The organism is Roseibium denhamense, from assembly GCF_009711415.1.
Taxonomy (GTDB): domain Bacteria; phylum Pseudomonadota; class Alphaproteobacteria; order Rhizobiales; family Stappiaceae; genus Roseibium; species Roseibium denhamense.
Genome location: NZ_SMLZ01000086.1, coordinates 41,528 through 55,456, shown reverse-complemented (window position 1 = coordinate 55,456; position 13,929 = coordinate 41,528). Strand labels below are relative to the sequence as shown.

The 13,929-nt window shown below is 58.0% G+C and carries 8 protein-coding genes; 3 read left to right on the top strand and 5 right to left on the bottom strand.

Annotation, left to right across the window (positions count from 1 at the left end):
• Together E1180_RS02830 and E1180_RS02825 are read left to right on the top strand one after the other, a co-directional pair.
• Nucleotides 1–1,159, top strand: a 1,159-nt coding sequence (locus E1180_RS02830) for an iron-containing alcohol dehydrogenase (RefSeq protein ID WP_155189573.1), incomplete at its 5' end; no start/stop codon positions are given.
• 38 nt (nt 1,160–1,197) lie between these two features.
• Nucleotides 1,198–1,611, top strand: a complete 414-nt coding sequence (locus E1180_RS02825) for an acyl-CoA thioesterase (RefSeq protein WP_244313944.1) — start codon at nt 1,198–1,200, stop codon at nt 1,609–1,611.
• Between the two features lie 181 nt (nt 1,612–1,792).
• Here the strand turns inward: E1180_RS02825 and smpB are convergent, their stop codons facing one another.
• Nucleotides 1,793–2,272, bottom strand: coding sequence for an SsrA-binding protein SmpB (gene smpB, locus E1180_RS02820; protein ID WP_155189571.1), 480 nt, complete (start codon nt 2,270–2,272; stop codon nt 1,793–1,795).
• Between the two features lie 123 nt (nt 2,273–2,395).
• The gene (gene dapA / locus E1180_RS02815) at nt 2,396–3,274 is read right to left on the bottom strand and encodes a 4-hydroxy-tetrahydrodipicolinate synthase (RefSeq protein ID WP_155189570.1); all 879 of its coding nucleotides are present in this window, start codon (nt 3,272–3,274) and stop codon (nt 2,396–2,398) included.
• Between the two features lie 274 nt (nt 3,275–3,548).
• On the opposite strand from dapA, the gene E1180_RS02810 reads away from it, so the two are divergent.
• Complete coding sequence (locus E1180_RS02810) at nt 3,549–4,475, top strand: alpha/beta fold hydrolase (protein ID WP_155189569.1); 927 nt, start codon at nt 3,549–3,551, stop codon at nt 4,473–4,475.
• Nucleotides 4,476–4,583: 108 nt separating this feature from the next.
• Here E1180_RS02810 and E1180_RS02805 read toward each other — a convergent pair whose 3' ends face one another.
• From E1180_RS02805 to E1180_RS02795, 3 genes are all read right to left on the bottom strand, one after another.
• Nucleotides 4,584–5,777 (bottom strand): porin, encoded by a 1,194-nt coding sequence (locus E1180_RS02805; protein ID WP_155189568.1) that lies wholly within the window; start codon nt 5,775–5,777, stop codon nt 4,584–4,586.
• 428 nt (nt 5,778–6,205) lie between these two features.
• Nucleotides 6,206–8,281 (bottom strand): penicillin-binding protein 1C, encoded by a 2,076-nt coding sequence (gene pbpC / locus E1180_RS02800; RefSeq protein WP_208996876.1) that lies wholly within the window; start codon nt 8,279–8,281, stop codon nt 6,206–6,208.
• A gap of 48 nt (nt 8,282–8,329) precedes the next feature.
• Entirely contained in the window at nt 8,330–13,876 is a 5,547-nt protein-coding gene (locus E1180_RS02795; RefSeq protein ID WP_155189566.1) for an alpha-2-macroglobulin family protein, read from the bottom strand.
• Nucleotides 13,877–13,929 lie beyond the last annotated feature (53 nt).

The following is a 13,929-nucleotide window of genomic DNA, read 5'->3' as shown; positions in this document are numbered from 1 at the left end:
CGGGGCATTTTCATTCAACACGAGCGGGCGGATCGTTTTTCAAGAGGGCGCTGCTGCCGATCTCGGCACTCATGCAGCGGACTTTTTAGGCGCCCGTCCTTTTTTGATCACGGATCCGGGCATCGTTTCGCTTGGCCTTCAAGAAGAGTGCGTATCCGCCCTTGCCACCCAAGGTCTTGCCGTTGGTCAATACGCGGAGGTTGCCGCCGATCCGCCGCAAAAACTCGTTGAGGAGGCCGTCGCCGCCGCCCAAGACCATGGCGCCACCTCCATTGTCGGATTTGGCGGCGGGTCCTCTCTGGATGTCGCCAAACTGGTGGCCCTGTTGCTCGGCAGCGGGGAAGACCTGAATCATGCCTGGGGGATCGGCAATGCCAAGGGCCCGCGCCTTCCCCTCATTTTGCTCCCGACCACTGCCGGCACGGGATCGGAAGTGACCCCCATCTCCATCGTGACCGTCGGCGCAGATGAAAAACGCGGCGTGGTTTCGCCACTTCTCTTGCCGGACTTAGCGGTCCTCGATCCGCTATTGACCCTGGGCTTGCCTGCTCACGTGACCGCCGCCACCGGTGTTGACGCCATGGTGCACGCCATTGAGGCCTATGCGTCAAAGTCCGCCAACAACAACCCTTTGTCGCGTACGCTTGCCATCGAAGCCTTGAAGCTTCTGGGCACCCATATCGAAACAGCCGTTTTTGAGCCCGGCAACAAGGAAGCACGTGGCGGCATGCTGCTCGGGTCCATGCTGGCCGGCATGGCCTTTGCCAATTCCCCGGTGGCGGCCGTTCACGCCCTCGCCTACCCGATTGGCGGAACGTTTCATGTGCCCCACGGACTGTCCAACGCGCTGGTCCTGCCGCATGTCCTTGAGCACAATAATGCCGTCGCCTCAGAAACTTATGCGGAACTTGCCCCGGCCCTTTTTCCAGATCTGATTGATCTTGCCAATCCAAATGATCGCGCGGATGCTTTTGCCAAGCGTCTTGCAGGACTTACAGAAAAGTTAGGGCTGCAGACCCGTTTGAGCGAAGTTGGCATTTCCGAAAATGACCTGCCCAAAATGGCTTCGGACGCCATGAAACAGACCCGTCTACTCGTAAACAACCCGCGCGAGGTAACAGAGACGGACGCCTTCAACATCTACAAAGCAGCCCTATGACGGCAAACAATTCTGTAGCACCTGAGCGCGTAAAACCAATGCAACGGTCAGTTTTCCGGAGTTTCCTGGAAATCCCCACCCGGTGGATGGATGTGGACATTTATGGCCACGTCAATAACGTGCAGTACTTGAGCTACTTCGATACGGCTGTGAACAGCTGGTATATCGCAAACGGTCTGCTCGATCCGATGCACGGGAAAACCGTGTTTCTTGTGGCAGAAACCGGCTGCACCTATTTCACCGAGCTCCTGTTTCCAAATACTGTTTCTGCGGGCCTCAAGATCGAGAAACTCGGCGGAAGTTCTGTGATTTTCCGCATCGGCTTGTTTTCCGGAAACGAGCCTTCATCCGCCGCACATGGGCGTTTCGTTCATATCCATGTTGACAGAAAGACCCGGCGCCCGCTTCCAATTCCGGATGAAACACGCAAGGTTTTGGAAACACTGTGCTAATTGCTGAGAAGACGCCGAGTGGGAAACCGCCAAGGTGAAATTCTCCACATCTCAACAGCGCGCGCACAGCTCGTCAACTGCAAACTTTCCACCGTTTACACACATGATACCCACACCTCTTCCACCGAGTTACGGGTATCTGGAGTATCGGTAAAACATCCGATTTCAGTCCTTCACCGCCTCATGAAAAGTTCTTCATCAAGCGGGACTTCTCACGCTGCCAATCCCGTTTCTTTTCCGTTTCGCGCTTGTCGTGAAGCTTCTTACCCCGTGCAAGCGCAATCTCCAGTTTCGCCCTGCCCTGATCATTGAAGTAGAGCTTGAGCGGGACAATGGTCTTGCCCTCTTTTTGAACGGCACCCGCGAGCTTGCCGATTTCGCGCTTATGCAGCAGAAGTTTCCGCGGGCGGCGCGGCTCGTGATTGAAGCGGTTGGCCTGAAGGTACTCGGGAATATAGACGTTATAGATCCAGATCTCCCCGGCATATTCAGCCGCGTAGGACTCGCCAATATTCGCCTTGCCGTTGCGCAGAGACTTTACCTCTGTGCCCTTAAGCTCGATACCTGCTTCCAGCGTATCTTCGATCTCAAAATTGAACCGCGCCTTCCGGTTATCGGAAATGATCTTCCGTCCGGGCGCTTCTCCTTTTTTCGGAGCCATGTTCTTCACTCCGGACCGTCTTAAATCAGCCCGCTCACATTTGTTTCAAACTGCCAACTGTTACCAGATCAGGCCATCCGGCCTCAACAGATCCCATTGGTCCCGGCTTACGGCCATGGAACCTTAGTTGATCAATCCCGCATGGGCCAAAGCATCGCGCACCTCTGCCCGGCCTGCCTCAGACATGGGCACAAGTGGCAGCCTCAGGTCTTCGTCGATCTTGCCCATCAGAGACAGAGCGTATTTCGCGCCCGCTGGGCTTGGCTCCACAAACAGGGCCCGGTGCAATGGTGCAAGGCGGTCCTGATAAGACAGAGCCTTTTTGTAGTCACCCTCCAGGGTTGCCGCCTGGAATTCCGCGCAAAGCCGCGGGGCGACATTGGCCGAAACTGATATGCAACCAGTGCCGCCATGAGCGTTGAATGCCAAGGCAGAAATATCTTCCCCGGATAACTGGACAAAGTCCGGCCCACACAGATGGCGCTGACGGCTGGCCTTTGCAAGATCCGCTGTCGCATCCTTTACGCCGACAATGTTCTCGCATGTCTCAAACAGCTCAGCCATTGTCTCCGGGCTCATATCAATGATCGAGCGGCCTGGAATGTTGTAAATCAGAATTGGAACGCCAACCGCGTCATTTACTGCCTTGAAATGGGCCTTCAGGCCCGCCTGATTTGGCTTGTTGTAATAGGGCGTGACGACCAGCAGCGCATCAGCACCGGCTTTTTCCGCATGCTGGGCCAGATCGATTGCTTCGGATGTGCTGTTGGACCCGGCACCGGCGATGACCGGGACCCGGCCATTGGACGCCTCGACACACAGCTCCACGACGCGCTTGTGCTCATCATGGGTCAGCGTCGGGCTCTCGCCAGTCGTTCCCACCGGCACGAGCCCGGACGACCCTTCCCCAATCTGCCACTCAACGAAATCCTGAAACCGTTTCTCATCAAGCGCCCCGTCCTTGAACGGCGTAATCAGCGCTGGAATTGAACCTTTGAACATTTCGGTTTCCTTTTGGATGTGGATTTGTTTTGCCGGCAAGAGGGTCAAGATCCCGACGGAGGCGCACAATACTCATCCGCCTAATGAGGAGCAATGCTTCCTTTGTGTTTATTCGGCTGGAACGGCTGTTTTCTTTACCGCCCGCGGGCATTTCCGGCGACGCGTGGCGTTTCGGGCGCATGTTGCGGCGCCGACGCCAGACTGGCGGACCACCACCCAAACCGGTATCCTTGACCAAAACAGATAACGGATGGAAACGCCTTGGGAGCACCATATGACAATTACCGAAAGTGCGGCCGGACATGCCAAGCCTGATGAGCCGCTATCCGCGCCGGAACCGTTAAGCTGGACGGCGCCCGATGGATTGCGTTTGGCCGGCCGTGTTTGGCGGCCATCAACCTCCGGGGGCGGTGTAAACACCCGCATTCCAGTCCTCTGCTTACCGGGCCTTTCGCGTAATACGCGGGACTTCGACGATATTGCAATCACGCTGCAAAAAGCCGGGCACGTGGTGTTCGCGTTTGATTACCGGGGCCGTGGTGATAGCGATTGGGACGCAGACTGGCGCAATTACGCACTGCCGATGGAAGAGAAAGACATTGATGCCGGCATCAATTTCTTAGGTCTGGAGCGGTTTGCACTGCTGGGCACGTCCCGCGGCGGGCTCCATGCGCTTGCCATGTCCTACCGCTATCCTGCCGATAAGATGGTAGCTGTCATTTTAAATGATATCGGTCCGCATATCGAGATGCGCGCCATCCATCGGATTGCCGCAACTCTAGGCCACAATATGAAAGCTGGAAGCATCCAGGAGATCGCAGAAAACCAGCGGCATATGATTGGCCACCAATTCCCAAACCTTACCGATAGTGATTGGGAAAAACTTGCGAGGCAACTGGCATCACGTCCCAATGGCGGCGTCGCTCTCGATTACGACCCCGCGCTTGCCCACCAATTTGCCAGCCTGGACGATGCAGCCCCGGCGCCGGATCTCTGGCCACTGTTTGACAACCTGACGGACCGGCCGGTCCTCATTATCCATGGTGAAAATTCGGACCTTTTGAGCGGAGAAACGTGCCGGGAGATGCTCAAGCGCCACTCCGGTGCAAAGCTCCATACTGTTCAAGGTGAAGGGCACGCACCATTGTTATGGGACGTGGCATCTCAACAAGCAATCAGATCTTTTTTGCAGTTGGTCTAACAGGGCAAGCGGCCGAAGCGCTTTCACCCGTAGCGTTTATCACTCAAGACAAAAAGAAAACCCGGCGTTTCCGCCGGGTTTTCCATCAAACCTTAAAATAAGGATTGATTAGAAGTCACGCTGCATACGTACACCGAAGACGAGTTCGTCGGTGTCGCCAGCGCCATCGATGTCTTCGTTGGCGTAGCCGATGTCAGCACCGATAGCGAGACCGGAAACCGGAGCCCACTGGACGGAACCAGCAATCGCGTAGCGAGTTGCGTCTGCCTGGGAAACAACAACACCACCAACAGTGTCAGAAGCTGCCTCTACGTCAGCGTAAGAACCGTCGAGAGCCAGGCCGATTGTCGGGGTTGCCTGGAAGTAGACACCAGCAGACAGAGAGTAACCGGTTGCGGTGTCGTCACCGATGTTATCGATTACCGGCGTGTACCCGATGTAGTTCAGAGCGCCATCAGCGTAGAAGCCCTGGAAGAACACGTTCGAACCGGAAGACAGCATGTCCAGGTTGAAGAGGACAGATGCGCCGACAGCCCAACCCAAGGTATCTTCACCGCTGAAGCCAACACTGTTGTGTACAGTGTTCGGTACAGACTGGTGAAGAGCACCGGAGAGCTTGGCAGCACCCCAGCCCTGAGTTACACCGATCGCAGCAACGAAGTCAGGCATGCGAGTGCCGCCTTCGCCTACAGTCAGCGTGCCACCACCACTTGTTGCAACAGTCCCACCGAGGTTGAAACGGTCGTCCTGATCTTCCAGACCAAATGCAGCGTAAAAGCCGTTGCCGAAAGCAGCAGTGTAGTTGATCTGGTTGATGGTGTTGTCAGACCAGTTACGTGTCAGAGAGCCTTTGAAGACCTGACCGGTGTAGTGCTGGAACAGAGAACCGTCATAACCAGCTTTCAGACCACCCCATTGGATGTAAGCAACGTCGAAATTAGCTGCTTCAGCGCCGTTGGTAGCTGCCTGAGAGATGCTGATGAATGTGCGCAGGTCGCCAAACTCAGTTGCGGTGCGTGCGTCAAGGCGAACGTAACCGCGAGTTTCCCAGGTGATGCCGTCGGAATCACGAGTGCTCCAGTCACCGTCTTCCAGAACGTTGTTCACGGTAACCTGTGTCCGCAGGCGACCAGCAACGCGCAGGCAGGTTTCTGTGCCCGGGATGTAGAAGAAGCGAGCGCCGTATGCATCACAGATACGAACGTAGTCGACCGGCTCCGGAGCAACCGGAAGATCGGCTGCCTGGGCGGTGGTAGCGGTTGCAGCGGCTGCAACGCCGAGCATCAAGCTCTTGAGTTTCATAGTGACCTCCAATCAGTCATTTCAATTGACGCCATCAGCGTCAGTGTCCCCGCGAATAAATTCTGAGTTTGCTTCCGGTCGAAGGTTGGATGTCCGTGGCGTGCAAACCAGTGCGGCTCGAAGCCGCTCGCAAAGTGACCATACGCATCCAGATTTGAGGTTCAACACAGAATGCGGGTTCGGAAGGTCCCAGAGCATGTTTTCAAAACCCGGTGTTGCTCGAATATCACAAAAGAGGCTCCGGAATTAAGGTTCCGTTAGCAAATGGCGGCCAAATCGCCGGAAACAAAGGCCTTCTGAGCGCAGGGCTCCAGGTCTTCTCACGGCAATTTGCCGAAGACTCGGGGCGGAATCACATCATGTCAGAGCTGTTTCAAACCAAAGCCGAACCATCCCCATCCAGAACCGGACGGTTCCTGCGCGCGATTCTAGTGCACTAGAATCGAAACCTGGGCGCTTTGCCCGCTCGAATCGAGAATCATCAGATCCACAAAGCCGGGACCTTGAACATCAACCGTGAGATTGCGGCGGATGCTTCTGACGTTCTGAGGCACACCGTTCTTGAAAATCGTAAAGGGGCCCGTGCCGCCTTGAAGCTTGATTATGAGCGGCTGCTCCTTGCCTTCCGTTTGTAGACCCAGATCCAGTTCGGCGCCGTTTGGCGGAAACGCAATTCCGAAACCGTTGGCCGAGGACGGGCTTTCGTCAGTGTTCGGTAAGCGTGCGTAAATTAATGCCTTGGGGACCGATCCATTCTGCCGTGACCAAAGCGGCTTTTCATGGGTCGGCAATGGGACCGGCTCGGCGCCTAGTTTTTGAAAAACGTCAAAAAGAACCGGAACCGCTGCGGATGCGCCCGTGATCTTGGCGATGGGAGATCCGTCAGGCCTGCCAATCCAGACGCCAGTAACATAGCGCCCGTCATAGCCAACGGCCCAAGCATCGCGGTAGCCGTATGATGTTCCGGTCTTATAAGCGATCTGACGGGTTTCAGCTGCATGGAGCTGCGGCATGTCCGACAGAATGTCAGCCAGCATCCAGGATGCTTCCTGCGACAGGACCGGGAGCCCATTTGGCGTAGACGGGATCTCAGGACACGTGATCCGGCACTCCTTTAAACGCACCGCCTCACCGCCGCGGGCAACAGCCGCGTACAGTTGGACAAGATCGCGCAAGGAAAGCCCCATACCGCCGAGCGCGACTGCCAGTCCTGCGGGAGTTTGCTTATCCAGCACGGGGTGAGCACCGGCGCGCTTCATCCGTGCCAGCATCCTTGCGGGTCCGACCGCTTCCAGCAATTGCACCGCAGGTGTGTTCAAAGACAGCTGCAGGGCTTCGCGAAGGCTGACCGTTCCCTGGTACGCCATATCGAAATTCGTCGGCTGGTACCCAGCAACATTGATGGGCCTGTCCTTGATCAAACTGTCCGGCAGGCCGATGCGCTCTTCAAAGGCAAGACCATAAATCAAGGGCTTCAACGTTGAACCGGGTGAGCGCACCGCCCGGCTCATATCGACATGCCCATCGCGGCTTTCATCCAGAAGATCCGGGGCGCCAAGGCTTACGAGAATTTCGCCTGTTTGATGATCGGCAACCAAAACCGCCATGGAGATTGGCGGCGGAAAGGTTTTGACCCGTTGGCGCGCCAGCTCTTCGACCGCGCTTTGAAACTTGCGGTCAAGTGTCAATTCAAGAACCTGTGCCGCCTGGTTGGCATGAACAGCATGACGAGTGCTGTGGGCTGCCAGCAGCGGCATCGGGTGACGTTCCGCCCGCAGCGGCTCGGCCATTGCCGAAAGCGCTTCGTCTTCGGACAACACGCCGGCGTCCTGTGCGCGCCGGAGTACCCGATCCCGGGCGATCCGAGCCCTTTCCGGTGACCTGTCAGGCCTGCGGGCTTCCGGGCTTTGCGGCAAGGCAACCAGAAGGGCCGCTTCCGCTGGCGTCAGCCTGCCCGGCTCCTTGCCAAACCAGGTCAGGCTTGCCGCGCGAACGCCCTCCAAGTTGCTGCCGAAGGGCGCCCGAAGCGCGTAAAGGGTCAGGATTTCGTCTTTACTGAAGACTTGCTCCAGATGGATCGCCTTGATGATTTGCTCATATTTCCGCGCCAGGCTTCTGGTCGGTTTTTCATCCAGAAGCCGTGCCACCTGCATCGTGATTGTGGATCCACCTGAAACCAGACGTCCCTGACGAACACTTTGAACAGCAGACCTTAAGAAGGCGCGCCAGTCCGCACCGGAGTGCTGGTAAAAGCGCCTGTCTTCAAAGGCGAGAAGCATCCGGAAGTACAAGGGATCGATGTCATCGAGTGTCACCGGAAGCCGCCACTTGTCATCGCCGCTGGTGAAAGCCCTCAACAACAGTCCGTTCCGATCCAGAACAACCGGAGAGACAGGCAGCTCTTCTGGACGCGGCGGCTGCGGCAGGTCTGCAATATCAGAGGCAACCTTGAAGACAGCAAGGCCGGCCACCCCGCAAAGGATAAGGCCGAGGAGTGCCCCCAACCGCCATCCTTTTCGCAAGCCTTGCTGAAGCGACCAACGCATCGCAGCTTACCGGGTCGGACCGAGCACAACAAACCGGCCCGTCGCGCTTACCGCCCGCCGGTCGGGGCGGTACATATCCTCGACACTCGACGGCGGATGCTGATACGCACCCGGTGTTGCCGCCCGTGCCAGATAGGCGAAGGTCAATACACCGTCTGCATGGCTTGTTTGATCAACGGCAATTTCAAAACGGTCGCTGTAGAAGGCTGTGTGAGCCGGCTGATCCACGGTCGACAAAAAGGACAATGCGCCAAGGTCGCCGGACCTCACCAATCTCGGATTATCGATCACCACGCCTGCAGGCGGACGATCAACCACCATAAGACGGCCAAGCTGGTCGGTTAACGGGCGCACAGTCAAGACCACGGCAATTCGCGTGTTGACCGGAACAGCGCTTGGATCGAGCACATTGCCATCAAGGTCATAAAGCGTCCGCTCGATCGCGTAGTCTTGCCCGCCTGCAGGTTCCGGAGTAAGCGGCTGCCCGGTGACAGACACGAGCAATTCGGTGGCAACACTGCCATTGTTCGTGATGTCGGCCGCGTTTTGCTCAATGCCTGATCCAGTGAAAGCCCATGCCAAGCGGCCGGGCGTTTCCTCGCCATTGACGGACACGCGCGCTTCTTCCGCACTTTGGTTCAGCGCATTTGCTGCCAAAAGCAGCCAGGCCATTTCCTGTGTGGATTTTGTCCCTGCACGGGATTGCGCACGTGAAAGCCGGTCAACTGCAGCCGATGACAACGCGTCTCCCAAAGCAGCCGTGACGATATAGTCTGTCACACCCGCGGTATCGCGCAAATCAGAGCCAAAGTCGTCACGGTAAGATTGAGCGCCCGTTTCAGGCAGGGAAGCAAGTGCGGCTTCGAAACCTGTCTGCGCGCGCTCGCCTTCCCCATAAAGCGCAAGGCCCGCGGCTAGCTGTGCCTTGGCGAGCGGCGTTGCAAAACTGCTTAGCTTTGCGTCCAGATAGTAACGGAGATCACCGGTCGATGCCCGGCCGTTTCGCGCCAGCACATAGAGCGCGTAGGCGATATCCTCCCCTCCATTTTGGAAATCGGACACATAGGCAAGGCGGTTTTCCAGATTGTCGAGCGCGGTGGTGAACGCGATCTCCGGAACGCGGTACCCCTGCTCGCGGGCCCGTGTCAGAAAATCGGTGACATAGGCATCCAGCCAGATTTCTCCGCCACCATAGCTGTTCCAAAGCCCGAACCCGCCAGAGGACGACTGGTTCGCCAGGACATCCGAAATTGCCTTGACCACGCGCTCCCGGATAGCTGCATCTCCTCCGAGCCCAGCGCTTTCAGCGACCTGCGACAAGTAAAGGAGCGGCAGAGCCCGGCTGGTCGTCTGCTCCGTACAGCCATAGGGATAGCGATCGAGTGCAGCCAGCAGCCCGGCGATGTCAATGCTCGCAGCCCCGCCAGCAGAGATCGTCAAGGCGACCGTATCAGGACGCAGGCCTTCGAAAGCGTCCGCAGACAAAGAGAGACTGTCCCCGGCCGCCAACTCAAACGCAGATTGACGGACAACGGATGGTTGGGTGTCCTTGACCTCTAACGCCAGACTCTTGACGATACTCTCGCCGCCAGGTCCGGTCAGGGAAGCAACCACTTCACCCTGGCCGAGCGCATTTCCGGCAGCCAGTGGAAGAATGACCACCTGCTTGCCACCTTCGGCAAGTTCAAGGGTCCGGACGTCATTGCCGGTGCCTTCACCGATGCTCAGACCATCTCCCGCAGAGACCTCAAGTTGATAGGTTCCGGCCGGACCGTCCACATTGTCTATCTCAAGAAGAAGACGGGATGAGTCCCCGGGAGCTAGAAATGCCGGAGCACTGGCCGTTACGACCAATGGCGCGCGAACCTCAACTTCCTGCTCCCCATGGCCTGTTCCATCCTTTGTCCAGGCGACGGCCATCAGCCTCAATGCCCCATTGAATTCAGGCACTTCGAGGGAAACCAAAGCTGTCCCATCAGGCCCGACCTCGACGAGGCCCGAAAACAAGGCGACGGGTTCTTCGTCCGGTGGCGGAGCGTCAAGACGCATGCCAGACGCGTCTCCGCCGGAGCGCACCTGTCCCCTTGTTCCGGCGGTGCGGTCAATCAGTTGCCCATAAAGGTCACGGATGTCCGTTCCAAGCCGGCGCTGGCCGAAATACCAGGTGTCCGGCTCCGGCGTTTCAAACGCGGTCAGGTTCAGTATGCCTACGTCCACCGCCGCAAGCGTCAGATAGGCTTTCTCACCCGGCGCCAGATTTGCCAGCCGGACCGGCACATCCAATGTTGTTTCCGGCAAGATACGGTCCGGTGCGGTCAGTTCCACATCCAGCTTCCGGTCTCCCGGATCCAGCTGCAGCCAGGACAAACCTACGGCCCGCGACGGCATGCGCTCTTCTTTCAGGTCCATGGGACGGTAGAGGCTGGCAGTCACATAGGCGCCTGCCCCCCAATCGTCGGTCACCGGAATGCCAACTTCCATCTCGTCGCCGGTAACCTCTACTGTCTGGCTTGCAAGAAGGCCGCCGGACAGAACATTGATGACAGCCGTTCCGGCCATCTGCGGCTTCAAGCGCAGTTTCGCAGTTTCTCCGGGCCGGTAGGATTCCTTGTCCAGACCGACATCAAGATAGTCGGGCGTATCGGATGCCGCCCCGACGGTATACCAGCCCGCCTGGAACGTGAAATCCGTCGCTGTCTGCAGCGCCCCGGAGCCTTCAACATCAAGCCGGTATTCGCCCCATTCGACGGGCACCGACAGCGTGGCCGGCGTTTCCAGTCCGGCCTCGAGCTCTCCGCTGGCAACCCGGCGGGTGGTTGTTATCGGCTCAAAGGCCCAACGGCCATCCACCCGGTACCATTGGTATCTCCGGTCAACCTTCGACAAGGTCCAGGACAGACCATCTGCCGAAATCCGTTCGCCGCCAGCACCAATGGCGATAACCGAGAACTCCGCTGCCCCGCCTTCTTCAACACCGCCGTCAAAAGAAGGCCTAATTCCGATCCTTGGCCCATCCAGCGTCACCGGCAGCTTCAATGACCGTTCGACGTATCTACCGCCTGCCTCAACAAGACGTGCGATCAACTCGGCCTCAAAGCTGAGGGTGGTCTCTGGCAGGGCGGGCATGGACACATCAAAACCGAGTTTGCCGTCGTCATCCGTCTTCAGTCCCGACGGCAAGGCCCCGCGTTCAGAAAAGGCATTCCGGTCGGCAATCCCGAATTCGTAGCCCGGGTAAGCCGGAATTTGGCGTGTTGGGCGCACGATGACGTCGCCCTCCAGCGTTTGTCCGCTGGCGGGTGAACCATAAAGAAACCGTGCCTCCAGTGAGACAGCTGTGGGTGCGTCGCGCCGGAACGCGTCAACATCTGCCTGCAGTTCAAAATCGACACGTTCGGGCTGGTAGTCTTCGACAAGGAATGTGGATTGGGCCAGTGCCTCACCTTTCGGATCAGCAAGTATCTCCCAGGACCATAGCCCCTGCTGAGCCGTACTGCTCAGCCTCAGGTCTTGCAAGTGCCCGCCAAGACCACTGTCTTCCACGGTATAGCGGGCGTGCTCGACACCGTCAGGCCGGTTGAATACGAAGGTCAGTGGCAGCCCTTCTTGTGCAAGCGCGTTTGCCGTTCGCAACAGCGCCTGCGCGCGAACTGTCTCCCCAGCCTTGTAGATGCCCCGGTCAGTCCAGGAGAACACATCAAGCGGCCCAGGTGCCGGGCGCCCATCGACGCCCCGGTCAGACAGATCGAAGGCAGGCTTACGAAGATCCAGGAATGAAAAGTCGCCATCTGAAGTTTCCGCGATCAAGATCCCGGGCGCATTGCCGCCCCGGCCGCGGGAAAGCCCGGGTTCGAACGCGGCAAAGCCATCGCTGTCTGTGACAGTTTCACCCAGCACCGCATTGTTGATCGCAACCAGGCGGATGGTGACCGCTTCCAGGGCGCCCGCACTCGAAAGGGAACGAACGTTTGCGGTAATACCTGTTTCGCCGGTCATTGCTGTCAGACCGATATCCGACACCAGAAACCATTGGGTTGCCTGCGGTCCCCAGCGGTTTTTTACATCAAGCTTCGACCGGGCGGTGATCGCATAGACACCCGGTTTCAACTCCAGTCCGGTTTCGGACAGCGGAATCGCTGTTGTCACGTCTTGATTGAGCGGGTTCTCCGTCTCGACAATACCGGTCCAGACTTTCTCGCCAACATCGTTTTCGATCTGGTCGGCCTGATAGTCGCCAAGCTGGCTGAGAAAACGGTTGTCCCTCAAGATATCGGCCAGCGACCGGTCTCCGACCCGGTAAATACTGGCCTCAATCTCCGATGTATTGACCGACACAACTGGAATGGTTGGATCCCCGCCCGCAGGAAGCACATAGGACCGGCCGAAAAAATGAACCGAAGGCGAACGGTCGCGCACATAAATCGAGAGGCTGGCTGATTTTTCCAATACCTCGCCGTCGGCAGCCGGGAGACCGCTTCGGGCCGTGATCTCGTACCGGGCACCGTGGCGAACCCCGTCGGCACACACTTGCGATCCATCGGCTTCGATCGACAGCGCGGCATCGCCGCGCACGCTGACATAGGGGCTGAGATCCTGGCCAACGGGCAGCGGTTGTGAAAAGACGAGGCAAATGCGCGGTGACGCCGCATCCGAATCCACCTGATGGTCGACAATCCTGAAGCCATGTTCGGCGATCAGATCCTCATACCGTCTGCGGATACTGGTGTTGTCCTCAAGAGACAGAGATGCCCGGAGCGCTTTGATCGCCGTCCGATAGTCCCGCTGGCGCTGGAGGGACCGCCCGAGAAGGTCCAGCGCGAATGCTCTCTCGGGACCGCTTATGGCGCGCAGATATGCGTTTACTGCAGCAGATACAGCATTTTTCTGTTTCGTTTCCCGTTCCTGCCAATTATCCGGATTCTGCAACAACAGCGCGGCTGTCAGCTGGCTCCAGGCATCGAAGTTGCCGGGCTCCAGTCTCAGGAGCTGCCGGAAGTCGGCCTCAGCCAAGGGGCCATTGCGGTCACTCAGGGCAGCTGTTCCGTTGCGGCGGATCTGGTCGGCCGTTTCGTTTCCCGACCGAGCGGAGGAAGCGAGCCGCTGCGAGTAGGTTTCCGCTGTCTCCAGCCGGGAGAGCGGAAGAAATGCAAGTTCGGCCCTGCGGTCAGCGCTCTGGTCCGCTCTGGGCGCCTGCACCTCAACGACCCGCCCGGCAATTGCACCGGCAAAACTTTGCAGCTGGCCGAAATCGGATTTCAGGAAGCACCATCCGGCAGAGGTGTTGAAGGTAAAGGCACGGCATTGGGAATCGGAGAGGCAAACGGCTTTACAGCCGTCGAGATCGACATCCTTGACGGTCCGGTAGTCGCTGCCGAAAAAGTCAGCATCCTCAATCGTGACGATCCGCCGGTCTTGGGCGGATGCGGAGTGGCTGGCTAGCGCCCCCCCTAGCAATCCAGAAAGGAGTCCGGCAGCCAGCGCGCGCCAAACGCGCTTGTTGGAATTTAAAAATGGTTTTCCGGACCAAGCGAACGAATCAATCAAATGGGACATGGCCTGTCCTCCCAAGCCTAAAAACTGCCTCTATCAAGGCACCGGATCATGAC

Coding starts and splice junctions, on each gene's coding strand:
- E1180_RS02825 (WP_244313944.1), top strand. CDS start 1,198: ATGCAACGGTCAGTTTTCCGGAGTTTCCTGGAAATCCCCACCCGGTGG.
- dapA (WP_155189570.1), bottom strand. CDS start 3,274: ATGTTCAAAGGTTCAATTCCAGCGCTGATTACGCCGTTCAAGGACGGG.
- E1180_RS02795 (WP_155189566.1), bottom strand. CDS start 13,876: ATGTCCCATTTGATTGATTCGTTCGCTTGGTCCGGAAAACCATTTTTA.
- E1180_RS02805 (WP_155189568.1), bottom strand. CDS start 5,777: ATGAAACTCAAGAGCTTGATGCTCGGCGTTGCAGCCGCTGCAACCGCT.
- E1180_RS02810 (WP_155189569.1), top strand. CDS start 3,549: ATGACAATTACCGAAAGTGCGGCCGGACATGCCAAGCCTGATGAGCCG.
- smpB (WP_155189571.1), bottom strand. CDS start 2,272: ATGGCTCCGAAAAAAGGAGAAGCGCCCGGACGGAAGATCATTTCCGAT.